This window comes from Streptomyces sp. NBC_01341 (assembly GCF_035946055.1).
Lineage (GTDB): Bacteria > Actinomycetota > Actinomycetes > Streptomycetales > Streptomycetaceae > Streptomyces.
Genome location: NZ_CP108364.1, coordinates 4,493,386 through 4,518,784, shown reverse-complemented (window position 1 = coordinate 4,518,784; position 25,399 = coordinate 4,493,386). Strand labels below are relative to the sequence as shown.

Annotated in this window: 18 protein-coding genes and 2 rRNA genes; 8 read left to right on the top strand and 12 right to left on the bottom strand. The window is 68.6% G+C overall.

Going from position 1 to position 25,399, the window contains the following annotated elements:
* Positions 1-153: 153 nt before the first annotated feature.
* Positions 154-825: an HAD family hydrolase gene (locus tag OG206_RS20005; RefSeq protein ID WP_327117968.1), complete on the bottom strand. Its 672-nt coding sequence runs from the start codon at positions 823-825 to the stop codon at positions 154-156.
* A 112-nt stretch (positions 826-937) separates the two neighbouring features.
* Positions 938-1,453 (bottom strand): DUF6912 family protein, encoded by a 516-nt coding sequence (locus OG206_RS20000; protein ID WP_327117966.1) that lies wholly within the window; start codon positions 1,451-1,453, stop codon positions 938-940.
* A 280-nt stretch (positions 1,454-1,733) separates the two neighbouring features.
* Between OG206_RS20000 and OG206_RS19995 the strand changes: the two genes are divergently transcribed.
* The gene (locus OG206_RS19995) at positions 1,734-2,162 is read left to right on the top strand and encodes an Rv3235 family protein (protein ID WP_327117964.1); all 429 of its coding nucleotides are present in this window, start codon (positions 1,734-1,736) and stop codon (positions 2,160-2,162) included.
* Positions 2,163-2,543: 381 nt separating this feature from the next.
* Here the strand turns inward: OG206_RS19995 and secA are convergent, their stop codons facing one another.
* Positions 2,544-5,372: a preprotein translocase subunit SecA gene (gene secA, locus OG206_RS19990; protein ID WP_327117962.1), complete on the bottom strand. Its 2,829-nt coding sequence runs from the start codon at positions 5,370-5,372 to the stop codon at positions 2,544-2,546.
* 239 nt (positions 5,373-5,611) lie between these two features.
* Here secA and OG206_RS19985 point away from each other — a divergent pair, with 239 nt between their 5' ends.
* Together OG206_RS19985 and OG206_RS19980 are read left to right on the top strand one after the other, a co-directional pair.
* Positions 5,612-6,202, top strand: coding sequence for a GNAT family N-acetyltransferase (locus OG206_RS19985; protein ID WP_327117960.1), 591 nt, complete (start codon positions 5,612-5,614; stop codon positions 6,200-6,202).
* A gap of 10 nt (positions 6,203-6,212) precedes the next feature.
* Positions 6,213-7,388: a winged helix-turn-helix domain-containing protein gene (locus tag OG206_RS19980; protein WP_327117958.1), complete on the top strand. Its 1,176-nt coding sequence runs from the start codon at positions 6,213-6,215 to the stop codon at positions 7,386-7,388.
* 19 nt (positions 7,389-7,407) lie between these two features.
* On the opposite strand, the gene OG206_RS19975 is transcribed toward OG206_RS19980, so the two are convergent.
* The 7 genes from OG206_RS19975 to mtnA all read right to left on the bottom strand — a co-directional run bounded on the left by OG206_RS19975 (position 7,408) and on the right by mtnA (position 16,010).
* The gene (locus OG206_RS19975) at positions 7,408-8,160 is read right to left on the bottom strand and encodes a response regulator transcription factor (RefSeq protein WP_327117956.1); all 753 of its coding nucleotides are present in this window, start codon (positions 8,158-8,160) and stop codon (positions 7,408-7,410) included.
* Between the two features lie 196 nt (positions 8,161-8,356).
* Entirely contained in the window at positions 8,357-9,046 is a 690-nt protein-coding gene (gene hpf / locus OG206_RS19970; protein WP_327117954.1) for a ribosome hibernation-promoting factor, HPF/YfiA family, read from the bottom strand.
* Positions 9,047-9,375: 329 nt separating this feature from the next.
* Positions 9,376-10,095 carry a ComF family protein gene (locus OG206_RS19965; RefSeq protein WP_327117952.1) on the bottom strand — a complete coding sequence of 240 codons (720 nt, stop codon included), beginning with the start codon at positions 10,093-10,095 and terminating at the stop codon, positions 9,376-9,378.
* Between the two features lie 200 nt (positions 10,096-10,295).
* Positions 10,296-12,122, bottom strand: coding sequence for an LpqB family beta-propeller domain-containing protein (locus tag OG206_RS19960; protein ID WP_327122340.1), 1,827 nt, complete (start codon positions 12,120-12,122; stop codon positions 10,296-10,298).
* A gap of 28 nt (positions 12,123-12,150) precedes the next feature.
* Positions 12,151-14,166 carry an MtrAB system histidine kinase MtrB gene (gene mtrB / locus OG206_RS19955; protein WP_327117950.1) on the bottom strand — a complete coding sequence of 672 codons (2,016 nt, stop codon included), beginning with the start codon at positions 14,164-14,166 and terminating at the stop codon, positions 12,151-12,153.
* Position 14,167: 1 nt separating this feature from the next.
* Positions 14,168-14,857: a two-component system response regulator MtrA gene (mtrA, locus tag OG206_RS19950; RefSeq protein ID WP_187281934.1), complete on the bottom strand. Its 690-nt coding sequence runs from the start codon at positions 14,855-14,857 to the stop codon at positions 14,168-14,170.
* A gap of 4 nt (positions 14,858-14,861) precedes the next feature.
* Positions 14,862-16,010 carry an S-methyl-5-thioribose-1-phosphate isomerase gene (gene mtnA, locus OG206_RS19945; protein ID WP_327117948.1) on the bottom strand — a complete coding sequence of 383 codons (1,149 nt, stop codon included), beginning with the start codon at positions 16,008-16,010 and terminating at the stop codon, positions 14,862-14,864.
* A gap of 140 nt (positions 16,011-16,150) precedes the next feature.
* On the opposite strand from mtnA, the gene OG206_RS19940 reads away from it, so the two are divergent.
* From OG206_RS19940 to OG206_RS19920, 5 genes are read left to right on the top strand one after another with little or no spacing between them, the layout of a single operon-like run.
* The gene (locus OG206_RS19940) at positions 16,151-17,362 is read left to right on the top strand and encodes a glycerophosphoryl diester phosphodiesterase membrane domain-containing protein (protein ID WP_327117946.1); all 1,212 of its coding nucleotides are present in this window, start codon (positions 16,151-16,153) and stop codon (positions 17,360-17,362) included.
* Between the two features lie 4 nt (positions 17,363-17,366).
* Positions 17,367-18,059: a DUF4129 domain-containing protein gene (locus tag OG206_RS19935; RefSeq protein ID WP_442805872.1), complete on the top strand. Its 693-nt coding sequence runs from the start codon at positions 17,367-17,369 to the stop codon at positions 18,057-18,059.
* Positions 18,056-19,282, top strand: a complete 1,227-nt coding sequence (locus OG206_RS19930; RefSeq protein WP_327117942.1) for a DUF4350 domain-containing protein — start codon at positions 18,056-18,058, stop codon at positions 19,280-19,282. The genes OG206_RS19935 and OG206_RS19930 overlap by 4 nt, the downstream gene beginning before the upstream one ends.
* Positions 19,279-20,298, top strand: coding sequence for an AAA family ATPase (locus tag OG206_RS19925; RefSeq protein WP_327117940.1), 1,020 nt, complete (start codon positions 19,279-19,281; stop codon positions 20,296-20,298). Before OG206_RS19930 ends, OG206_RS19925 begins: the two co-directional genes overlap by 4 nt.
* Positions 20,299-20,308: 10 nt before the next feature.
* Positions 20,309-21,622, top strand: coding sequence for a DUF58 domain-containing protein (locus tag OG206_RS19920; RefSeq protein ID WP_327117938.1), 1,314 nt, complete (start codon positions 20,309-20,311; stop codon positions 21,620-21,622).
* 239 nt (positions 21,623-21,861) lie between these two features.
* On the opposite strand, the gene rrf is transcribed toward OG206_RS19920, so the two are convergent.
* Positions 21,862-21,978: ribosomal RNA gene (gene rrf / locus OG206_RS19915) — 5S ribosomal RNA — on the bottom strand.
* A gap of 79 nt (positions 21,979-22,057) precedes the next feature.
* Positions 22,058-25,182: ribosomal RNA gene (locus OG206_RS19910) — 23S ribosomal RNA — on the bottom strand.
* Between the last annotated feature and the right edge of the window lie 217 nt (positions 25,183-25,399).

The following is a 25,399-nucleotide window of genomic DNA, read 5'->3' as shown; positions in this document are numbered from 1 at the left end:
ACGTATCGCGCTGATCACCGCACCAGGCTATCCCTCTCGCACCCACAACCGTCATGAGCCGCATATGTACAAAAGAAGCCCCTGAACTTTGACACTCTGGACATCGCACGCGGTCCTTCCGGCCCGTATAGGCATACACATGGGCAGATGCGATCAGTCCGCCATCAGCTCGGCCAGCGCGACCGCCTCGGCCAGGGTGTCCACCACCGGCACACCCGCCGCCTCCAAACTGCTGCGGCTGTGCGAACCGCCGGTGTAGAGCACGGCGCGCGCACCCACGTGAGCGGCGGCCACGGCGTCGTCCACCGCGTCACCGATGACCACGGCACTCTCGGGAGAGATGTCCCCGAGCACCTCGAAGTGACGCTCCATGTGCTGCGCCTTGCTGCCGCCGGAGGGCCCCGTACGGCCGTCGACCCGCACGAAGTGACGCTCGATGCCGTACCCCCGCACCACGGGCACCAGGTGCTCGTGGCCGTACATGCTCAGCAGGGACTGGCTGCGCCCGCCGAGGCTCCACCGGTCCAGCAGCTCCTCGACACCGGCGGTCAGGCCGCACGCGACCCGCTGCTCGGTGTAGTGGCGGTGGAAGAGATCGTCCATCCGCTCCCACTCCGCAGGGGTGGGCAGCCGCCCCATGAGCCGCTCGTAGAACTTGGGTATCGGGACGCAGTACGTCTCGCGGTACTGCTCGAGGGTGAGCGGCGCGAGGTCGACCTCGGCGAACGCGGCGTTCGTCGCCCCGAGGACGGCGTCGATGTCGTCCAGCAGTGTGCCGTTCCAGTCCCAGACCAGATGGGTGCGGTGCTTCCCCGTCGTCTCCATGAGGAAAAAAATACCTGCCACCTGCGACAGCGACCCCGGCGAGCGTCCGCTGCCGCGCCGCACCGGGCGGTGCGCGGCGGCGGAGAGCGCGCGGGACGGGCCGGAGGCCCGGTCAGGCGATCAGACCGGGGATCTCCTGGATCCCGAACCACAGAAGTTCGTGGTCCTCGGCGCCGTCCACGGTGAACTGGGCGTCGTCGTCCCCGAGATCCGCGGCTCCGAGAGCGGCAGCCGCCGCGGCGACGTCCTTCTCGGCGTCGTCGGCGTCCACATGGACCGCCGCCGCCTTCGACAGGGGCACCGCGTCCGCGAGACGTACCTCACCGAGCGAGGACGCGTCCAGGATGTGGTCGGGGTCGGCGGCCACCGACCCGTCCGGCACGTCCGGCACGTCCAGGGCGACGACGACACGTCGCCGGAGTTCGTCCGGCTTTCCGGCGATCAGCCGCAGCGAGGCGGAGGCGGCACGGTTGAGCGCGGCGTACTCCAGCTCCTCGATGTCGTCGGAGACGTACCACTCACGCAGCCCGGGGGTCACCGCGTACGCGGTCAGCGGCCCCGGACCGATCTCGCCGGTCCCGTGCACCGAGGCAAGACCGGAGAGGGTCAGGGGGACGTACACACGCATGGCTGACCGCTTTCGTAGTCGATGACGCCCTCAGGATACGTGCGAGGTCCCCCTTCGGGGTTGCCGATCAGCCCCCCGGCGTCCACCCCACGACGGCCGTCACTCTCCTCGATCCCTTGTGCCGCACGGCACATCACCCTGATAGGTGATCCCGGAGGCTGCCCGATCGGCCCCAACCGCCGCTTGCGGGGCCGCAGACCGGCCCCGTAGAAGAGCCCCAGCAGAAGTTACCGCCCGGTACTCGCCCGGGCTCCGGACAGCAGCCACGGGGGCTATGAGCATGAGCACGGACAGGACCAGGCCGGCCGGACGACGCGACCGCACCAGGCCGGGCACGGTACCGCCGCAACGGACACCACTGCGGCCGCGGCGGCCACTGCGCCCGCACCAGTGGTTCGCGGAGCGCCTTCTCGCGGTCCTCAGCGGCCAGCGACCGGTGCACTGGATGCTCGGCCACACGATCGGCGAGGCCTACGACCAGCTGGCCGAACTCGCCCCGGACGCCCCGCTCGGCGCGGGGTGCAGGCGCCCCGTCGTGCGCGCCTGCCACGGCACCCAGCCCGCGACCGGCGTGGTCGAGGCCTTCGCCAGCATCGCCACGGGCGAACAGGTCCGCGCCATGGCCTTCCGCCTGGAACAGGGCCCCGACCAGCGCTGGCGCTGCGCCGCCATCGACCTGGGCGGCGAACGCCTCCCGGCGGTCCGCTGAGCCCGGGCGGCGAACGCCTCCGGCGGTCTGCTGAACGCCCGGCACGCGTCGGGCGGGCGGGCGGCTGCCCCGCTCGGCATACGGCGGGCACAGTGCCCCCCTGAGGACCGCGAAGGCCCCGCCCGGCACCATCCGGGCCCCCACAGCAGCCGTCGGGGCTCGCGGCGTCTCCAGGGCCCCCTGGAGGGCTCCTCGTGCCGCCGGGCGCTCGGCGGCACGGCGGGTTCCCTGCCCAGAAGGGAGCGGACCGGCGGGCTCCCTGTCCGGACGGTCAGCCAACTGGTGGTCTCCCTGGGCCCGGAAAGCCGGGAAAGCCGGGAAAACGGCCTGGGCCGGACACCGTGCGGTGTCCGGCCCAGGCCGTCTCGAAAGGCGCTCGCGCTACTTCTTGCGGCGGCGCCCGCCGCCGCCACCGCTCTTCTGCGCCTTGCGGCGCTCCGCACGCGTCATCCCGTCGCCCTCGGATGCCGCACTGTCGCCGTTGGAGAAGTCACCCTCCACGACGCCACCCTCTCCGTCCACCGTGGGAGCGGAGAAGTGCAGCCGGTCGGGGCGCTGGGGTGCGTCCAGACCCTTGGCGCGGATCTCGGGCCGGCCGGCCGGGGCCGGAACCGGGGCGTCCTGCTTGTCGAGCGAGGTCTGCCCGCCCCCCGCCTGCACCGGAACCTCCTCGACCTGCTGCTCGACCTGGACCTCCAGGTTGAACAGGTAGCCGACGGACTCCTCCTTGATGCCCTCCATCATGGCGTTGAACATGTCGAAGCCCTCGCGCTGGTACTCGACCAGCGGGTCCTTCTGCGCCATGGCCCGGAGGCCGATGCCCTCCTGGAGGTAGTCCATCTCGTAGAGGTGCTCGCGCCACTTGCGGTCGAGCACGGACAGCACCACGCGCCGCTCGAGCTCACGCATGATGTCCGAGCCGAGGGTCTTCTCGCGCTCCGCGTACTGCTCGTGGATGTCGTCCTTCACCGACTCGGCGATGAAGTCGGCCGTGACCCCCGCCAGGTCGCCCGCGGCGTCCTCGAGCTCGGCGACGGTGACCTTCACCGGATAGAGCTGCTTGAAAGCGCCCCACAGGCGGTCGAGGTCCCACTCCTCGGCGAAGCCCTCCGCCGTCTCCTGGCGGATGTAGTCGTCGATCGTGTCGTCCATGAAGTGGCGGATCTGGTCCTGCAGGTCCTCGCCCTCCAGGACGCGGCGGCGCTCGCCGTAGATGACCTCGCGCTGCCGGTTGAGCACCTCGTCGTACTTCAGGACGTTCTTGCGCGTCTCGAAGTTCTGCTGCTCGACCTGCGACTGCGCGGAGGCGATCGCCCGGGTGACCATCTTGTTCTCGATCGGGACGTCGTCGGGCACGTTCGCCATCGACATGACGCGCTCGACCATCTGCGCCTTGAACAGACGCATCAGGTCATCACCCAGCGAGAGGTAGAAACGGGACTCGCCCGGGTCGCCCTGACGGCCGGAACGACCGCGCAACTGGTTGTCGATACGGCGCGACTCGTGCCGCTCCGTGCCCAGGACGTACAGCCCGCCGAGTTCCTTGACCTCTTCGAACTCCGCCTTGACGGCCTGCTCGGCCTTCTCCAGCGCGGCGGGCAGGGCCGCCGCCCACTCCTCGACGTGCTCCACGGGGTCCAGGCCGCGCTGACGCAGCTCCGCCTCCGCGAGGTCGTCCGGGTTTCCGCCGAGCTTGATGTCCGTGCCTCGGCCCGCCATGTTCGTGGCGACCGTGACCGCGCCCTTGCGGCCGGCCTGGGCGACGATCGTCGCCTCACGGTCGTGCTGCTTGGCGTTGAGGACCTCGTGCTGCACCCCGCGCTTGGAGAGCTGCTGCGAGAGGTACTCGGACTTCTCCACGGAGGTCGTGCCGACCAGGATCGGCTGGCCCTTCTCGTGCTTCTCCGCGATGTCGTCGACCACCGCGGCGAACTTCGCGACCTCCGTGCGGTAGATCAGGTCGGACTGGTCGGCGCGGACCATCGGCCGGTTCGTCGGGATGGGCACGACACCGAGCTTGTAGATCTGGTGGAACTCCGCGGCCTCGGTCATGGCCGTACCGGTCATGCCGGAGAGCTTGCCGTACAGGCGGAAGAAGTTCTGCAGGGTGATCGTGGCGAGCGTCTGGTTCTCGTCCTTGATGTCCACCCCTTCCTTCGCCTCGATGGCCTGGTGCATGCCCTCGTTGTAACGGCGGCCGGCGAGGATACGGCCGGTGTGCTCGTCGACGATCATGACTTCGCCGTCGATGACGACGTAGTCCTTGTCCTTCTTGAAGAGTTCCTTGGCCTTGATCGCGTTGTTGAGGTACCCGACGAGCGGGGTGTTCACCGACTCGTAGAGGTTGTCGATCCCCAGCCAGTCCTCGACCTTCGCGACACCGGGCTCGTGGATGGCCACGGTGCGCTTCTTCTCGTCGACCTCGTAGTCGCCGGTCTCCTCGATGCCCTTCAGCGGGTTGCCCGCCTCACCGCGGGTGAGGCGCGTGACCAGCTTGGCGAAGTCGCCGTACCACTTGGTCGCCTGGTCGGCGGGGCCGGAGATGATCAGCGGCGTCCGAGCCTCGTCGACGAGGATCGAGTCGACTTCGTCGACGATGGCGAAGTTGTGTCCGCGCTGGACGAGCTCGTCCTGGGACCACGCCATGTTGTCGCGGAGGTAGTCGAAACCGAACTCGTTGTTCGTGCCGTACGTGATGTCACAGGCGTACTGCTCACGGCGCTGCGCCGGTGTCATGTTCGCGATGATGCAGCCGACCTCGAGACCGAGGAACTTGTGCACCCGGCCCATCATCTCGGAGTCACGCTCGGCCAGGTAGTCGTTCACCGTGATCAGGTGTACGCCCTTGCCGGAGAGCGCGTTGAGATACGCCGGCAGGGTGCCGACGAGGGTCTTGCCCTCGCCGGTCTTCATCTCGGCGACGTAGCCGAGGTGCAGGGCGGCGCCGCCCATCATCTGGACGTCGTAGTGGCGCTGTCCGAGGACTCGCTTCGCGGCCTCACGGACGGTCGCGAATGCTTCGGGAAGCAGGTCGTCCAGGCTCTCGCCGTCCGCGTACCGTTCCTTGTACTCGTCGGTGAGCGCCCGCAGCTCGGCGTCGGAGAGGTTGACGAAGTCCTCTTCGATGGAGCTGACCTGGTCCGCGATGCGGTGCAGTTTGCGCAGGATCTTGCCTTCGCCTGCACGCATGAGCTTGTTGAAGACGGACACTGAGGCTGGTCTCCTTGCCGGTCGGGCCTGGCACTGGGTCGTGTAATGGACTCGGCGCGGGCACGGCAGGTGGGCCCCACCGCAACGGCCATCGTAAGCGAGGACCCCGCCGCGCCGGGAGGGCTGCCGCCGCGTTGGCCCCGCCGCACCCTTCCAGGACAACGGACGGAGGGGACGGAAGGTGCCGGGCAGCCCGAAAAGTACTCGCATCACGGCGGCCGGCTCAGCAGTATTCCTTCATGGAACCCACGGCCTTCACCACCGATCGCCTGCTTCTGCGGCCCTTCGAGCCCGGGGACGCGGAAGCGGTGTACAGCGCCTGTCAGGACCCGGAGATCCAGCGCTGGACGGTCGTCCCCTCGCCGTACACCCGCGCCGACGCCGACCTCTTCACGCGGCAGCTGTCGCCCGCCGGATGGCAGGACGACACGATGTACAACTTCGCGGTCCTGCCGCGGGACGGCGGCACGCTCGTCGGCGCGCTCGGCCTCGGCTGCCGCACCCTGCCGGGCACCTACGAGGTCGGCTTCTGGACGACGGCCGGGCACCGCGGCGCCGGCTACACCACCGAAGCCGTGCTCGCGGCAGCCCGCTGGGCGTTCACCGAGCTGTCTGCGGACCGGCTGGAATGGCGGGCGGAGATCGGTAACACCCCGTCCCGGGCCGTCGCCCTGCGTGCCGGTTTCCGGATGGAGGGCGACCAGCGGTCCGCCCTGGTCAACAAGGGCGTACGGCTCGACACCTGGACGGGCGCCCTGCTCCCGGCCGACCTCGGGCTGCCCGGCGCCCTCCCCCACCGGTCGGCCACAGGTGTCAGCGGCGCGCTCTAGGGTCGTGCGCATGACGTCTGTGCCGCAGCCCGTTCTGGAACTCTCCGCCGACCAGGCCCGCCGTATCGCCCTTCGCGCCCAGGGCCTCCTGGGCGCCCCGGACCGCCGGGGCGGGGTCCGGGGAGTGCTGCGCGCCCTCGGGGCCGTCCAGCTCGACACGATCTCGGTCCTGGCCAGATCGCACGAGCTCGTCCCCTACGCGCGTCTGGGGGCCGTCGGACGGCGCACCGTCGACGAGGCCTACTGGTCGGGTGGCCACTCGTTCGAGTACTGGTCGCACGCCGCATGCGTCCTGCCGGTCGAGGAGTGGCCGCACTTCGCCTTCCGCCGCCGCGCCTACCGGGCCCGGCCGCAGTGGAACCACGACCTGCCCGACGGGGTCTACGAGACGGTGATCAAGCAGTTGCGCGCCGAGGGCCCGCTGACGGCCACCGAGCTCGGCGGCGCGAAGAACGGCGGCGAGTGGTGGGACTGGTCGGCGTCCAAGGTCGCCGTCGAGCGCGCCCTGATGTACGGCGAGGTCGTGTGCACCGAGCGGCGCGGGTGGAAGCGGATCTACGACCTGGCCGAGCGGGCGATCCCCGACCCCCTGCTCCACGACGGCATGGACGACAGGGAGTGCCTGCGCAGGCTCGTGGCGCTCGCCGGACAGTCACTGGGCGTCGGCACCCGGGCGGACATCGCCGACTACCACCGACTCAAGGCCGAACAGTTCGACGCGGTCGTGGCGGATTCCGGGCTGGTCCCGGTGTCGGTGCGGGGCTGGACGAAGCCGGCGTGGGCACACCCGGAGGCCCTGGCCTCGGAGCCACGCGGACGCCACCGCACGACGCTCCTGTCACCGTTCGACTCCCTGATCTGGGAGCGGGCGCGCACGGAGCGCATCTTCGGGTTCACCCACCGTCTGGAGGCGTACGTCCCCCGGCCCAAGCGGATCCACGGCTATTTCGCGATGCCGCTGCTGGCGGGCGGCAGGCTGCAGGGCCGGGTCGACCCGGCGAGGGAGGGGACCACACTGGTCGCACGCCAGGTGTCGCTGGACGGCGCGAAGTCCGTGGCGCCGATGGCCCAGGCCCTCGCCGAGGCGGCGTCCTGGGTCGGCTGCACCGACGTCCGGCTCGAGCGGGTGGACGCACCTGAGCTGCGCCGGCCTCTCATGGCAGCGATCGCCCGGGCTCTCGCCTGAGAGCTGTCCTGCCGGGACATCACCGGATCTCGAGGATCTTCTCCCGCATGGCATAGACCACCGCTTCCATCCGGGAGTGCAATTGCAGCTTCTCCAGGATATTGCGGACGTGGTTCTTGACCGTGTTCTCCGAAATGAACAATTCCTTGGCGATGTCGCGGTTGTTCATGCCCGTGGCGACGAGCTTGAGGACCTCCAGCTCGCGCTCGGTGAGACGCGGTGCCGGCACGAGGCGGCGCTCGTCGGTGCGCTGGATCATCGATTTGAACTCGGTGAGCAGCTTGGAGGCCATCGACGGACTGATCTGGGACTGGCCGTCGGCCACCGCCCGAATCGCCGTGGCCACCTCATCGGTGGAGATCTCCTTGAGGAGATAGCCGGTGGCGCCGGCCTTGATCGCTTCGTAGAGGTCGGCCTCCTCGTCGCTGATCGTCAGCATGATGATCTTGGCGCTGGGTGCGACCTCCTTGATGGAGGTGCACGCTTCGATGCCCCCGCGCCTGGGCATCCGTACATCCATCAGCACGATGTCGGGCAGCAGGTCCGCCGCCTTGTCCACCGCTTCGGCACCGTCCCCCGCCTCTCCGACGACCTGGATGTCCTCCTCCTGGGCGAGGACGATCTCCAGCCCCCTGCGGAACAGCGCGTGGTCGTCCACCACGAGCACCCTGATCGGCTCCTTGCGGGAACTGCCGTCGTCCGCACCGGAGTCCGCACCGGCAGCGCCGTCGGCACCGGTCGTCCCGCGCACGGGCCCGAAGGTGTCCGCCATCGTTTCTCCCCCCTGAAGGCCACTGCCTGAGGTCACAGGCTGTCCGCCAACGACAGTGCACACAGCACTGATTGGCCTGGGGCGCCATGCTTTCATGCCCGGCGGCCGAAGCGGTGCCCCCGCGTGCGCACGCGGTGCCCCCGGCAGCGCGCGAACGCTTCCAGGGGCACCGCGGATGAGCTGTGGACGGTGGACGTCAGCCGCCGAGCGCACCGCCCGCGCCGCCCGCCCCGTCGGAGGCCAGCGGGTCGGTCCTCAGGTGGATGACGCCGTAGTCGTAGGCGTGCCTCCGGTAGACGACACTGGGCTCCTTGGTCTCGGAGTCGACGAAGAGGTAGAAGTCGTGTCCGACCAACTCCATCTCGTAGAGCGCCTGGTCGAGCGTCATGGGCGCTGCGACGTGCATCTTCTCGCGCACGACGAGCGGTCCTTCGCCCTGTACCTCGAGCGAGCCGACCCTCCTGGTGGGGACGGACTCGGCCGGCTCCTCGGGAATCAGCTCCCCGTCCCCGTTGAACGAGGCGGCTTCCGGCACGACCTCTGCGACCTCGGCTGCGGACAACCGCCCGCTGCCGCGCCTGCTGTAGCGCTTGTCGTGCTCCTTGCGCAGCTGTGTGTCCAGCTTGTCGGTGGCCAGGTCCAGCGCTGCGTACGGGTCGCCTGCCGCCGCTTCCGCCCGGATGACCGGTCCACGCGAGCGGAGCGTGATCTCCACCCGTGCGGCTCGGTCGGCCTGACGGGGATTCGGCTCCTTGGACACCTCGACGTCGAGGCTGATCACCTTGCCGTCGAACTTCTGGATCTTGTCCAGCTTCAGTTTCTCGGCCACGTGCTTGCGGAACCGCTCAGGCACCTCGGTCTTGCGGCCCTTGACGACGATGTCCACGCAGAACTCCGTTCCCGGATCGCTCCGCTTCGGCGGCGGAGCATCTCCCTTTTGCACCAGGCTCCAGTGATCACCGGAGCCGCGGACTCGGTGACTTCCACCTCCTCCTCCCCCACCGATGAGGTATCCACCCCACCGACTTCCATGCTTCTGGCCTGCTGGTGAGTTACCTGCCCGAAACCTGGTGGTGCATTCGTCGAGGCGCGGGATTCACCGTTCCTCACAACCGAACATAGCCTGCCCACCACCGTGTCGGCACCCGCTACTCACGCGTACCTCCGATCAGGGCCCTTTACCCACTTACTACCTGCAACGATGCAAGTTAACTGTCAGTTCCGGTTTAATTCGAAAGCAGTCGGAGAAGCTGCGACAACCGCGGCCATGAGCCCCTCCGCCCCGACGCCCCCGGCGCGCGCCGCGGCCCGGACGGCGCGCGCGGCATCGGCCAGCGAGGCGCCCGTCGTCAACAGGTCGTCGACGAGTACCACCCGGCCCCGCACGAGGAGTTCCGCACCGCCGTCCGCGACCACCAGGGCGCCCGACAGATTCGCCTGCCGCTCGCGCGCCCCCAGCCCCGCCTGGTCGGCTACCGCCCGCCGCTGTCCCAGCACCGCGAGCACCCGGGCCCGCGCGCCCCCGCGCCGCAGCTCGGCGCCTGCCGCGACCGCGATCCTGCGCACCGGATCGTGCCCCCGCGCAGCCGTGGCACGCCGGGCGGACGGAACGGGGACCAGGAGCAGGGGACGCGCCCCGCCCGCTTGCCCCGCCCCGGCTCGTACGGCGGCCGCCAGCGCCCCGCCGAGTGCTCCGGTGAGGCCCAGCGCCCCTCGCTCCTTGTGGGCCAGCAGCACGGCGCGTACGGCGTTCTCGTACGGCGCGGCGGCGTGCACCACGGGGAGACCGGCCGGCTCGGGCGCGGGCCTCACCCGGCGCGGCTCGGCCCCCAGCGCCCGCGCGCACTCGTCACACAGATCGGAACGCGGCCTGCCGCACCCCGCACACGGCACGGGCAGAACAAGCCCCACGAACTCCCGCCACCAGCCCCTCACCCCTCCACTGTGCCGAGTGAACCGGCAGCGGGCCACCCCTGTGGACAGCGCCCTGTGGACAACCGGCCGACGGGACTGCGACGCCGGCCGAACGGACACCGCAGGCCGCGGGTCCCGCCTTCGCGCACAGGTCGTCCCTCACGGTCCGGCCCGGCGCTCGGCCGGCCACCGCGCACCTCCGGGCGGGCCCGGAACCCCCCTCAGCCCGGGTAGACGAGCGAGGAACCGTCCTTGAGGACCGTCTGCCAGTTGTCACCCGGCGACAGTTTCACTATCCCGTCGCTCTCGGTGTCAGCCATCAGCGGCAACTGCTCGTCGTCCGCCGCCGCGACAGCGGTCACCTGGTTCACGCCCGGCAGAACACCGGACGACGAGGTGGACCCGTCGGCCTGCACGTAACGCACCTGCTGCACACCGCCCTCCTCCTTGCCGACCACGACGAGCCGGCTGCGGCCCGACCAGGACACCGCCGTCACCTCCGCCAGCTGGGGCGCGGCCTGCCGCAGGTCCTCCACGGACACCGTCTCGGACTTCCCCGAGCCGTGGCGCTCGACCCTGCCGATGCGCAGCGTCGTATGCCCGTCCTGCGAGACCCGAAGGGCGATGCGCACCCCGTCGGACGACATCCGCAGCGCCTCGATCCGCCCCCCGTCCAGGCCAGGAACCGCGACCTCCTGCGGTTCTCCGGCCCCGTCCACGAGGCGCAGCAGCCTGGGACCGGCAGGATCGCGGTCGGCGACCCACAGGTCACCGTTGCCGTCCCAGCTCGGCGCCGAGAGCCGGTCGGCGGGCCTGGCCGCGCCGCTGGTCACCACAGGGGCGGACGGCTCGCTCTCCGAGACGAGGGAGGACACGTAGAGGTGCTGCCCGTTCGCCGAGACCGCGGCCGCCTGCTGCTCGTCCCTGGCCACACCGACGGCGCCCATGGCCACCGGGCCACTGCCGAACGGGCCGGTGACAGGCTCCGGATCACCGCTTCCCCTGCTGCTGCCGGGGATGCGCTGCACGTGCCCCTTGCCGTCGACGAAGTACTGGCTGTCAGGGGTGTCGGGCGCCTTGTCCGCGGCGAACTCCTCCGCCTCGTCCGCCCCCAGCGAGCACAGTGGCCCTTGCCCGCCCTGCAGCTCCACCTGCCCCACGCGCGCGGACGTCAGGTCGCGCAGGGTGAAGAGCACCTGGGCGGCCATCATCCGGCAGGCACCCTGGCCCGCCTTCTCCGCCTTCTTGTTCAGCGGCACCTTCAGAACGTTCTGGTCGTCCGGAGCCAGCGACGTGACCCCCTTCTTCAACGACGTACCGGCGGGGAAGCGCGAATCGACCACCGGCCGCAGCCAGTTCGAGGGCCCTGCCAGCAGCGCCCGCACCGTCTGCGTCGTGGTGTCCATGCGGGTGACGGGATCCGTACGGTTGCGTACGTAGACGGGGTCGGCGACCAGCGCCGGCTCCTCGCCCGCCCGGCCCGCGGCGAAGTAGTACTTGTTCACGGAACGGTAGAGACGCTTGAAGTCGGACTGTCCGAGCACCAAGCCGTCCGGCACCATGTCGATGCGCCATTCGTGCTTGCCGTCCGCCCCCTTCTCCCGGACCAGGTGCAGTATCTGGGAGTACTCCGTCGGGGCCAGCGGCCGGTAGGAGCTCTGCGCGTCGACCGCCGCCACCTGCTCGCCGGTCAGCGTGTAGATGGTCTCGGTCCCCCTGCGTTCCTTGTCGTGGATCGTGGGCCCGTTGCGGTTGGGCGCCTTCGCGAGCACCGTGGTGCCCTCGCTCGGCTGCCAGGTGCGGGCCGCCTCCGCCGTCAGGTACGTGCGGGTCGTCCGGAAATCCGGATCGTCGCTCGTCATCGACTCGAGGAACCCGTCGACGATCTCCAGCGGCGCGGCGCCCTCCCTCGGCGGGACGGCGTACACCTGCACCTGCGATTCCCCCGGCTGTGAGGCATCGACCGGTTTCACGTCACCGGTGTCCGGCATCGCCCCGCACCCCGCGAGTACCACCACACCGCAGCCGAGCAGCACGGACAGCCGCACCGCCCGGCCGCGGCCGCCCCGACGACGCTCACTGTCCACGAGTCGTGTCCTCCCGCTCAGGGTCCTGCGCCTCTGGATCGGCGGCGCCGCCGGCCGGGCGCGACACCACGCGCGCCCCGTTGCCCGGCAGCGCCGCCGGGTGGACCGATGCCGGGGTACGCGACCCCGCAGTGCCGTGCGCGGGCACGGTGATCGGAGAACGCGCGGAGCCGGACTGGCTCGGTACCGACATGAGCCGGTGCTCGGATGCGGCAGGCGCCGCCTCCGCACGCTCACGCTCTTCCCTGTTGCGCCGGGAATCCTCCGGCTCCAGCGGTATCGGTGACCCGCGCAGCGGCTCGTCCGCCGTACGCGGCAGGGTCAGCCGGAACTGTGAACCACCACCCGGCTCGCCCCACGCCTGCAGCCATCCGCCGTGCAGCCGGGCGTCCTCGACGGCGATCGACAGTCCCAGACCCGTACCGCCGGTCGTGCGGGCCCTCGCCGGATCCGCCCGCCAGAAACGGTTGAAGACGCGGGTCGCCTCGCCGGGCTTGAGCCCGACGCCGTAGTCACGCACCGCCACCGCCACCGCGCCCTGGGCAGCACCCAGGCGCACGACGACATCGCGGCCCTCGCCGTGCTCGACGGCGTTGACGACGAGGTTGCGCAGGACCCGCTCGACACGACGGGCGTCCGCTTCCGCGATCACAGGCTGCTCGTCGCCGATCACACGGATCCGGCTGCCCTTGCGTTCGGCCAGCGGCGCGGCGCCGCCGATCACGCGCCGGACGACCGTCCGCAGGTCTATCGGTTCCGCCTCCAGCGCCGCCGCCCCCGCGTCGAACCTGCTGATCTCCAGCAGGTCGGAGAGGAGCGACTCGAAACGGTCGAGCTGGTCCCCCAGCAGTTCGGCGGACCGGGCCGTGACGGGGTCGAAGTCGACACGTGCCTCGTGGATCACATCGGCGGCCATGCGCACCGTCGTCAGAGGAGTGCGCAGCTCATGACTGACGTCGGAGACGAAACGCCGCTGCATACGGGAGAGCTCCTCCAGCTGCTGGATCTTCAGCTGAAGGCTCTGCGCCATCTTGTTGAAGGCTTCACCGAGGCGGGCGATGTCGTCCTCGCCGGTGACTTTCATACGCTCCTGGAGCCGGCCCGCGGAGAGCCGCTCGGCGATGCCGGCCGCCATCCGCACGGGCGTGACGACCTGGCGCACCACGAACCACGCGATGGCCCCCAGCAGCACGACGACGAAGAGACCGGCCGTGGCCAGCGTCGTCGTCACGAGGGTCAGCGATTTCTCCTCCTGCGTGAGCGGGAAGAGGTAGTACAGCTCGTACGGGTTGTGGTCGATGTCGTACAACCGCTTGCCCACGACCAGCCCGGGCTCCGGGCTCTTGCCGTGGGAGTACCGGATCAGCGAGTACGTCTGGAAGGCACCCGCCCCCTGGCCCACGTCGTCGCGCAGCCTCTGCGGGATGCTGGACGCCTCCACACTGCCCGAACCCCGCGGGGCGCGGCTGGTGCCCTGCCCCGCCGAGTCGGGGCTGAGCGCCACGACGTTGAAGGCGTTGGCCCCGCCGCTGGCGAGCTGATCGACCAGCTCGGTACGCCACGAGGTGTTGGCCGTCGCGCCGTCGGCGCCCTCCTCGCTCTGGTCACCCGGAAGCAGGGGGGCGTTCGCGTTCGCCTGGGCGGCGGCGAAACCGCCGGCCGCCTGGGTCTGCGCGGCCTTGCCCTTCGCGTCGAGCAGGCCGTTACGGACCTGCCCGATCACGACGAATCCCAGGAGCAGCAGCACACTGACCGACATCAGCAGGGTGCCGGCGACCACCCGCAACTGCAGGTTGCGCCGCCACAGCCGGACCGCCGGAAGAAGGGGCCCGCTGATCCACCGCAGGAGCAACCGGGGCACGGGACCACCGGGTGTCCGGTCGCGGAGCAACCGGACACCCCGCTGGACCTTGCCGAAGCGAAAGGAGGCCCCCGTGGGACCGGCAGCCCGCTCCGTGCGTGCCCCGGTGCCCCCGGGTGGCGGAGCAGCGCTGCCCAGGGTCATGTCAGCTCGGTCCGGCCTTGTAGCCGACACCGCGGACGGTCACGACGATCTCCGGCCGTTCCGGGTCCTTCTCGACCTTCGAGCGGAGCCGCTGCACGTGCACGTTCACCAGACGGGTGTCCGCGGCATGGCGGTAGCCCCATACCTGCTCGAGCAGCACCTCACGGGTGAAGACCTGCCAGGGCTTACGGGCGAGTGCGACCAGCAGGTCGAACTCCAGCGGGGTCAGGGCGATGGACTGCCCCTCCCTCTTCACCGAGTGGCCCGCCACGTCGATGACCAGGTCCCCGATCGCCAGCTGCTCGGGCGCGGGCTCTTCGGACCTCCGCAGACGTGCCCTGATCCGGGCAACCAACTCCTTCGGTTTGAACGGCTTGACGATGTAGTCGTCGGCCCCGGATTCCAGGCCCACCACCACGTCCACCGTGTCGCTCTTGGCCGTGAGCATGACGATCGGCACACCCGACTCGGCCCTGATCAGCCGGCAGACCTCGATGCCGTCCCGTCCGGGCAGCATGAGGTCAAGCAGCACCAGGTCCGGCTTGGCCTCACGAAATGCGGCCAGTGCCTTGTCGCCGTCCGCTACGAACGACGGCTCGAAACCTTCTCCCCGCAGCACGATGCCGAGCATCTCGGCCAGTGCGGTGTCGTCGTCGACGACAAGGACGCGTCCCTTCATAAACGACATCATCCCATTAGCTAATCGTTACCTGCGATGATCTGGCACACAGCTCTGCCAGTCCGACTCCCGTTACCGGGGAAACTACGCCCTCCTCCGTGACGATCGCCGTGACCAGTTCGGGCGGCGTGACATCGAATGCGGGGTTGTACGCCTTGGCCCCCAGGGGCGCGAGCGCCCGCACGGCCCCCCCGCCCGCAGTCGGGAGCCCCGGCGCGGATGTGATCTCCGTCACCTCTGCGGCCGACCGCTGCTCGACGATGATCGACGCGCCGTCCGCGGTCTCCAGATCCACTGTGGTGGTCGGTGCCACGACGACGAACGGCACGTGGTGGTACTTCGCCAGCACCGCCAGCGGATAACTCCCCACCTTATTGGCCACCGAGCCGTCCGCCGCGATGCGGTCCGCCCCGATGAGCACGGCATCCACCTCCCCCGCCGCGAACAACGAACCCGCCGCACTGTCCGTGAGCACGTTGTACGGCATCCCGTTCCTTCCCGCCTCGTACGCCGTCAGCCGCGCACCCTGGAGAAGCGGCCTCGTCTCGTCAACCCAGAGCCGGAGCAGCCTGCCCTCACGGTGCGCCCTCAGCGCCACGGCGAAGGCCGTCCCCGCGCCGCCGGACACCAGCGCCCCGGTATTGCAGTGGGTCAGCAACCGGTGCTGACCGTCTCCCGGCAGGAGTTCCGCCAGCAGCTCCAGACCGTACTGCGCCATGCGCCCACTGGCTTCGGCGTCCTCCCGGTGCAACGCCCGCGCTTCGGCCAGGGCAGCCGCGGCAGCGGCAGGCATGCCGGCCCCGGCCTCAAGCGCCGACCGGTGCACCGCCGCGACCCGACGCGCCCCGTACCCCAGGTTCACGGCGGTGGGCCGCGCCCGCTCGAGCAGTCCCGCCGCCGACACCACGTCCTCGCCCCGGGCAGCGGCGAGCGCGACGCCGTACCCCCCTGCGATGCCCAGCAGCGGCGCACCACGCACCGCCAGCGTCCGTATTGCCTCGACGAGCGCCGGAACGTCGGCGCACACCAGCTCGACCTCCTCCGAGGGCAGCCGCGTCTGGTCGAGGAGCACCACGGCAGGCCCTTCGGGAGGCTCCTCCCAGCGAAGCACCGAAAGGGGCGGCGGCTCGATACCCACCGGCGTTTGCGCGTCCTGATCAGCCATCTGCCCAGTCTGCCCGCTGAACCGCCCGCACACGAAGGCGAGAAGGAGACGGAGGGCCAGGCCCGCACCGGAGCCACGCGTGGCACGATGGCTGCCAACCCGCCGCCCCGATGAGCGGACGGGACCGTGAAGGAGCGACGATGAACGACTCTCCGGGCTGGGCTTCGCCCGGATCCGCCCCCTCCGACGACCAGGAAGCGGGCATCCCCAAGCCGTCCTCGCCCGTCGACGAAGCCGGTCCCGCCGACGGGCAGTGGTCCCCCGCCCAGCCGCCACCGGGTCAGTGGACCCCACCTGCGGCTCCCGGCAGCGGCCCCGGCGCACCCCCGCCCGCGCCGAACTGGGGCGGCACGCCTCCGGGCCAGGGCTGGGGCGGTCCGCCCATGGTGGCGAAGCCGGGAGTCATCCCGCTGCGACCGCTCAGCGTCGGCGAAATCCTCGACGGCGCCGTCTCCACGATGCGCGCCCACTGGCGCACCGTGCTGGGCATCAGCCTCACCGTCTCCGTGTTCGCCGAGATCGTGGTCATCCTCGTGCAGCGCTATCTGCTGCCCGAGCCCACCTCGGTCGACCCGAATGCCGTGGGGGCGGAGGCGCTGCGCCAGGCCACCGACTCTGCGGCGTCGCAACTCCTCACCAGCGCCCCGGGCGCGCTGATCGCCATGATCGCCACGCTCGTCACGACCTCCGTCCTCACCGTGGTGATCAGCCGCTCCGTGCTGGGCCGCGGAGTGACACTCTCCGAAGCCTGGGCCGAGGCCCGCCCCCGGCTTCTGCCCCTTGTCGGGCTGACGTTGCTGCTGAGCCTGATGAGCGCCGCGATCATGGCTGTGGGCCTGCTTCCCGGCCTGCTCATGGGCGACGGCGCCGGAGGGATCGCCCTCGCCTTCGTCGGCCTCGTCGCCGCATGCGGCGTGGTGCTCTGGCTGATGATCCGCTTCACTCTCGCGGCACCGGCGCTGATGCTCGAGAGGCAGCCCGTACTCACCGCCCTGCGCCGGTCCGCGAAGCTGGTCAAGGGCAGCTGGTGGCGCACCTTCGGCATCCTGGCGCTCACCTATCTGCTGGTCGTCATCGTCAGCCTGATCATCGCGGTTCCGTTCGGCATCATCGCCGTGACAGTGGACAGCGACGGACTCAGCGAGTTCCTCAACAGCAGCTCGTCCGACTTCGGCTGGCCCTTCCTCGTCATCACCGGCATCGGCCAAGTGATCATCTCCACGCTCACCTACCCCTTCACCGCGGGAGTGATGGCCCTGCTCTACGTCGACCAGCGCATTCGCCGCGAGGCGCTCGACCTCGATCTCGCCCGGGCCGCCGGCGTGCCCGGCTACGACACCTCCGGGAACTGATGCGGTGAACGGGCCGGGGGGCACCATCGCAGCAGGACGCTTCACCGGGACGGGAGGGGACATACCCGTGGACACATCGCGCGTCCCCGCCCGCGAAGCGGCCCGGGACGAACTGTCCGACCCGATGTACCACGAACACGATCCGAACCTCCTCGAGCGCGGAATCGACCGCTTCTGGGACTGGATCAGCGGCCTTTTCGACGGTGCCGCCGGGGCCGCCCCCGGCGGCCCGGTCGGGCTCGTCGTGATCGTTCTGGCCGTCGTCGCTCTGGGCGCCGCCCTGTGGTGGCGGCTCGGAACACCGCAGCGCACCGTCCGCACACCCGATGCCCTGTTCGACGCCACCATGCGCAGCGCGGCCGGCCACAGGAGGGCGGCAGCCGCACACGCCGACGCCGGACGGTGGACCGAAGCCGTCCAGGAACGCATGCGCGCCCTCGTACGCTCCCTCGAGGACCGCGCCGTACTCGACACACGCCCCGGCCGCACCGCCGACGAGGCGGCGGTCGATGCGGGCCGGCTGCTGCCCGCCCACGCGGCCCGTCTCCGAACCGCCGCCCGGGTCTTCGACGACGTCACGTACGGCGGCCGCACGGCCGACGAGGCCGCATACCTGAGCCTGTGCACACTCGACCGGGACATCGAGGCAGCGAAGCCCCTGCTGACGGCCGCGACAGCCGGAGGAGCCGCCCTGTGACCGGCACGACAGCCGTCCCCACCACCTCCGCGTCCCGCACCCCCGGACAGATATGGCAGCGCACGCGAGGTGTCCTGCTGGCCGTCCTCGTCCTCGTCGTCGGCGGGGTGGCCTTCGCCGCCTTCCAGTCCGGCGGGCGGCACGGCCGCCTCGACCCCCGCTCCCCCGACCCCCAGGGCAGCCGGGCCGTCGCCGAACTCCTCCAAGACCACGACATATCCGTCGACGTCGCCACCACGCTCGCCGAGACAACTGCTGCGGCGGGGCCCGACACCACGCTCATGGTGGCCGGCCCCAACGTACTCACCGCCCACCAGCAGAGGCGCCTCAGCGCGGCAACCACCGAGTCCGGGGGGCGCACCGTGCTCGTCGCCCCCGGCCGGGACTCGGTGACCCGGCTCGCACCGTCCGTCCGTGCGGAATCCTCCGGCCCCGTGGCCGAACGCTCTCCGAGCTGCGCCCTCCCCGCCGCACGCTCCGCCGGAACCGCCGACATGGGCGGCGTGCACTACTCCACCGACGCAGACGGGGCCACCGCCTGCTACCCGGACGCCCGCCACGCCACCCTCCTCGTCCTGCCCGAACGGCGAACCGGCGACACCGTGCTCCTCGGCTCCCCCGACATCTTCCGGAACGACCGTCTCGACAAACAGGGCAACGCCTCGCTGGCCCTGCAACTCCTCGGCTCGCGACCACATCTCGTCTGGTACCTCCCCTCGCTCGACGACCCCTCCGCTGCCGAGCCCGGCAGCGGAAACCCCGATGACAGCGACAACGAAGGCGGCGGAGAGACCAGCTTCATCAGCCTGATCCCCTCCGGCTGGCTGTGGGGCGCGCTCCAGCTCACCGTGGCCGCCGCCCTCGCCGCCGTCTGGCGAGCCCGGCGTCTCGGCCCCCTCGTCACCGAACGGCTACCGGTCGCCGTGCGCGCCTCCGAATCCACCGAAGGACGGGCCCGCCTCTACCGCAAGGCCAACGCCCGCGACCGCGCCGCCGCCACCTTGCGCGCGGCCACCCGCACCCGCATCTCTCCCCTCCTCGGGGTGTCCCCCCGCGACACCGAGTCGCCCGAAATCCTCCTGCCCGCCGTAGCCGCGCGCCTCAGCATCCCGGGCGGAGACCTCGGCACCCTCCTCTTCGGCCCTCCACCCGCCGACGACGCCGCACTTGTCCTGCTGACCGACCAACTCGACGCCCTCGAAAGAGAGGTACGCACTTCATGAGTGCCACGACCCCGGAGACCGCCGAGCCAGCGGCACCCACAGGAACCCCTGCGCTCCCCGTGAACTCCGACAGTGCCCGGGCATCCCTGGAAGCTCTGCGTTCAGAGATCTCCAAAGCCGTCGTCGGCCAGGACCCCGCCGTCACCGGTCTGGTCGTCGCTCTTCTCTGCCGAGGACACGTCCTTCTCGAAGGCGTCCCGGGCGTAGCGAAGACCCTCCTGGTCCGGGCCCTCGCAGCGTCCCTGGAACTGGACACCAAACGCGTCCAGTTCACGCCCGATCTCATGCCGAGCGACGTGACGGGCTCGCTGGTCTACGACGCCCGCACCGCCGAGTTCTCGTTCCAGCCCGGGCCCGTGTTCACCAATCTGCTGCTCGCCGACGAGATCAACCGCACCCCTCCGAAGACACAGTCCTCGCTGCTGGAGGCCATGGAGGAACGCCAAGTCACCATCGACGGTTCACCCAGGCCGCTGCCCGATCCCTTCCTGGTAGCCGCCACCCAGAACCCCGTCGAGTACGAGGGTACGTACCCGCTTCCCGAGGCACAGTTGGACCGATTCCTCCTCAAGCTCACCGTGCCCCTGCCCTCACGGGAGGACGAGATCAACGTCCTCACCCGGCACGCGGACGGGTTCAACCCTCGCGACCTCGAAGCGGCCGGCATACGGCCCGTCGCCGGGCCCGCCGACCTGGAGGCCGCACGCGCCGCCGTCGCCAAGACCTCCGTCTCTCCCGAGATTGCCGCCTACGTCGTCGATATCTGCCGTGCCACGCGTGAATCCCCCTCGGTCAACCTCGGCGCCTCCCCGCGGGGAGCCACCGCACTGCTCTCCACCGCACGGGCCTGGGCCTGGCTCACCGGCCGGGACTACGTCACCCCGGACGACGTGAAAGCCCTCGCCCTGCCCACGCTTCGCCACCGCATCCAACTGCGCCCGGAGGCCGAGATGGAAGGAGTCACCCCCGACTCCGTCATCACAGCCGTCCTTGCCCACGTCCCCGTCCCCCGGTAAGGCGATCACCATGGCACTCACCGGTCGGGCCGCCCTGGTGGCGGCACTGGGATCACTCCCCGTAGCCATCGTGGCCCCGAGCTGGACCGGCATGCTCGCGGTCGATGTCCCGCTCTCATTGGCAATTCTGTGCGACTACGCCCTGGCCGCGCCAGTACGTACGCTCCAGTTCACTCGATCCGGTGATACATCCGTTCGACTCGGTGAGACCGCCACCGTGCAACTCACCGTGACCAATCCATCGCGGCGTCCGCTGCGCGCCCACCTGCGCGACGCCTGGCCCCCGAGCAGTTGGAGCTCGGAGCCCGAACAGCGCTCGTCGCGGCACGAGTTCGTCGTAGCCGCCGGTGAACGGCGGCGCCTCACCACTGTGCTCCGTCCGTCCCGGAGGGGGGACCGCCGGGCGGAGCGCGTGACGATCCGCTCGTTCGGGCCCCTGGGGCTCGCCGCCCGTCAGGGATATCACCGCGTGCCCTGGACGGTCCGGGTACTGCCCCCCTTCACCAGCAGGAAGCACCTGCCGTCGCGGCTGGCCAGGCTCCGCGAGCTCGACGGTCGGACCAGCGTGCTCACCCGCGGGGAGGGGACGGAGTTCGACAGCCTGCGGGCCTACGTCCCGGGAGACGACACCCGCTCCATCGACTGGCGGGCCACGGCACGCCAGACCGGCGTCGCGGTCCGCACGTGGCGCCCGGAGCGGGACCGGCACATCCTGGTCGTTCTGGACACGGGCCGTACCTCAGCGGGCCGGGTCGGCGATGTTCCCCGTCTCGACGCCGCCATGGACGCGGCCCTGCTCCTCGCAGCCCTCGCCACCCGCGCAGGCGACCGCGTCAACCTTCTCGCCTACGACCGGCGCATCCGAGCCCGGGTACAGGGCAGGGCAGCCGGCGGAGACATTCTGTCGGCCTTCGTCGGCGCGCTGGCACCGCTGGAGCCCGAACTGGTGGAGACCGATGCCCGCGGCCTCAGTGCGGCCGCGCTGGCGAGCGCGCCTCGACGCTCCTTGATGGTCCTGCTGACGAGCCTGGACGCGGCACCGATCGAAGAGGGCCTGCTTCCTGTTCTCCCTCAGCTCACCCGGCGCCACACGGTTCTGGTCGCCGCAGTCGCGGACCCCCAGGTCGAGGCGATGGCGCGGGCACGGGGCACGGTGGACGCGGCCTACGAAGCGGCAGCCGGCACACAGACCCAGGCACAGCGCCGCCGCACCGCGGACCAGCTTCGTCGGCACGGCGTCACGGTCGTCGACGCCCCTCCGGATGACCTCGCCCCGGCTCTGGCCGACGCCTACCTCACGCTCAAAGCAGCCGGCCGGCTGTAGTACAAGCAGAGTTTCGGCAAGGGGTACGGCGCTGCACCGTTGCGAGGCGTCTGCCAAGAACCCCGCACATCGGCCACTGGGTGCGGGATGAGCGGCGCCAGGCACGACCGGAGCCGGCCGCCATCACGTCGGGCACGAATCACCCTCGCGGCTACGCCAGTGCCGTCTTCGCCGTCCCATGGGCCGGGAACGCAGAAAAGCCCCGTGCCACAAGGGCACGGGGCTTTCCCGGAATAATTGTTCGGCGGCGTCCTACTCTCCCACAGGGTCCCCCCTGCAGTACCATCGGCGCTGAAAGGCTTAGCTTCCGGGTTCGGAATGTAACCGGGCGTTTCCCTAACGCAATGACCACCGAAACACTATGAAATTAACCAACACCGGATGAAAACACGGCCGTTCGTTATTTCAGAACTAACACAGTGGACGCGAGCAACTGAGGACAAGCCCTCGGCCTATTAGTACCAGTCAGCTCCACCCGTTACCGGGCTTCCACATCTGGCCTATCAACCCAGTCGTCTACTGGGAGCCTTAACCACTCAAGGTGGTGGGAATACTCATCTCGAAGCAGGCTTCCCGCTTAGATGCTTTCAGCGGTTATCCTTTCCGAACGTAGCCAACCAGCCATGCCCTTGGCAGGACAACTGGCACACCAGAGGTTCGTCCGTCCCGGTCCTCTCGTACTAGGGACAGCCCTTCTCAATATTCCTACGCGCACAGCGGATAGGGACCGAACTGTCTCACGACGTTCTAAACCCAGCTCGCGTACCGCTTTAATGGGCGAACAGCCCAACCCTTGGGACCGACTCCAGCCCCAGGATGCGACGAGCCGACATCGAGGTGCCAAACCATCCCGTCGATATGGACTCTTGGGGAAGATCAGCCTGTTATCCCCGGGGTACCTTTTATCCGTTGAGCGACAGCGCTTCCACAAGCCACTGCCGGATCACTAGTCCCGACTTTCGTCCCTGCTCGACCCGTCGGTCTCACAGTCAAGCTCCCTTGTGCACTTACACTCAACACCTGATTGCCAACCAGGCTGAGGGAACCTTTGGGCGCCTCCGTTACTCTTTAGGAGGCAACCGCCCCAGTTAAACTACCCATCAGACACTGTCCCTGATCCGGATCACGGACCCAGGTTAGACATCCAGCACGACCAGAGTGGTATTTCAACGGCGACTCCACAACCACTGGCGTGGCTGCTTCAAAGTCTCCCACCTATCCTACACAAGCCGAACCGAACACCAATATCAAACTATAGTAAAGGTCCCGGGGTCTTTCCGTCCTGCTGCGCGAAACGAGCATCTTTACTCGTAGTGCAATTTCACCGGGCCTATGGTTGAGACAGTCGAGAAGTCGTTACGCCATTCGTGCAGGTCGGAACTTACCCGACAAGGAATTTCGCTACCTTAGGATGGTTATAGTTACCACCGCCGTTTACTGGCGCTTAAGTTCTCAGCTTCGCACACCCGAAAGTGCACTAACCGGTCCCCTTAACGTTCCAGCACCGGGCAGGCGTCAGTCCGTATACATCGCCTTACGGCTTCGCACGGACCTGTGTTTTTAGTAAACAGTCGCTTCTCGCTGGTCTCTGCGGCCACCCCCAGCTCATGGAGTAAATCCAATCACCAGTGATGGCCCCCTTCTCCCGAAGTTACGGGGGCATTTTGCCGAGTTCCTTAACCATAGTTCACCCGAACGCCTCGGTATTCTCTACCTGACTACCTGAGTCGGTTTAGGGTACGGGCCGCCATGAAACTCGCTAGAGGCTTTTCTCGACAGCATAGGATCATCCACTTCACCACAATCGGCTCGGCATCAGGTCTCAGCCTTAATGTGTGACGGATTTGCCTACCACACGGCCTACACCCTTACCCCGGGAACAACCATCGCCCGGGTTGGACTACCTTCCTGCGTCACCCCATCGCTTACCTAGTACAAGTCTGGTTCGTCGGCTCCACCACTACCCTCAACTCCGAAGAGATCGGGCCGGCTTCACGGACTTAGCATCGCCTGATTCAGTATTGGGCGTTTCAAAGCGGGTACCGGAATATCAACCGGTTGTCCATCGACTACGCCTGTCGGCCTCGCCTTAGGTCCCGACTTACCCTGGGCAGATCAGCTTGACCCAGGAACCCTTAGTCAATCGGCGCACACGTTTCTCACGTGTGTATCGCTACTCATGCCTGCATTCTCACTCGTGAACCGTCCACAACTCGCTTCCGCGGCTGCTTCACCCGGCACACGACGCTCCCCTACCCATCCATACTCCCGTTGGGGATATGTGTATGAATGACACGACTTCGGCGGTACGCTTGAGCCCCGCTACATTGTCGGCGCGGAATCACTTGACCAGTGAGCTATTACGCACTCTTTCAAGGGTGGCTGCTTCTAAGCCAACCTCCTGGTTGTCTCTGCGACTCCACATCCTTTCCCACTTAGCGTACGCTTAGGGGCCTTAGTCGATGCTCTGGGCTGTTTCCCTCTCGACCATGGAGCTTATCCCCCACAGTCTCACTGCCGTGCTCTCACTTACCGGCATTCGGAGTTTGGCTAAGGTCAGTAACCCGGTAGGGCCCATCGCCTATCCAGTGCTCTACCTCCGGCAAGAAACACACGACGCTGCACCTAAATGCATTTCGGGGAGAACCAGCTATCACGGAGTTTGATTGGCCTTTCACCCCTAACCACAGGTCATCCCCCAGGTTTTCAACCCTGGTGGGTTCGGTCCTCCACGAAGTCTTACCTCCGCTTCAACCTGCCCATGGCTAGATCACTCCGCTTCGGGTCTAGAGCGTGCAACTCAATCGCCCTATTCGGACTCGCTTTCGCTACGGCTTCCCCACACGGGTTAACCTCGCTACACACCGCTAACTCGCAGGCTCATTCTTCAAAAGGCACGCAGTCACGACGCACCGAGCAAGCTCGATGCGCGACGCTCCCACGGCTTGTAGGCACACGGTTTCAGGTACTATTTCACTCCGCTCCCGCGGTACTTTTCACCATTCCCTCACGGTACTATCCGCTATCGGTCACCAGGGAATATTTAGGCTTAGCGGGTGGTCCCGCCAGATTCACACGGGATTTCTCGGGCCCCGTGCTACTTGGGTGTCTCTCAAACGAGCCGTTGATGTTTCAGCTACGGGGGTCTTACCCTCTACGCCGGACCTTTCGCATGTCCTTCGCCTACACCAACGGTTTCTGACTCGTCTCACAGTCGGCAGACTATGAAAGAGAGATCCCACAACCCCGCATGCGCAACCCCTGCCGGGTATCACACGCATACGGTTTGGCCTCATCCAGTTTCGCTCGCCACTACTCCCGGAATCACGGTTGTTTTCTCTTCCTGCGGGTACTGAGATGTTTCACTTCCCCGCGTTCCCTCCACACTGCCTATGTGTTCAGCAGCGGGTGACAGCCCATGACGACTGCCGGGTTTCCCCATTCGGAAACCCCCGGATCAAAGCTTGGTTGACAGCTCCCCGGGGACTATCGTGGCCTCCCACGTCCTTCATCGGTTCCTGGTGCCAAGGCATCCACCGTGCGCCCTTAAAAACTTGGCCACAGATGCTCGCGTCCACTGTGCAGTTCTCAAACAACGACCAGCCACCCATCACCCCACCCTTACAGGTGAGTGCACTGGGGCCGGCAACCGAAGGCAGCCTCACGGCCATACCTTCAGATACCCAACAGCGTGCCCGACCCGACCAACCCGTTCCCGTTTTCCACGCCGAAGCAGTACTCACAAAAACTTGCCGATCGTGCCGAATAGTCAACGTT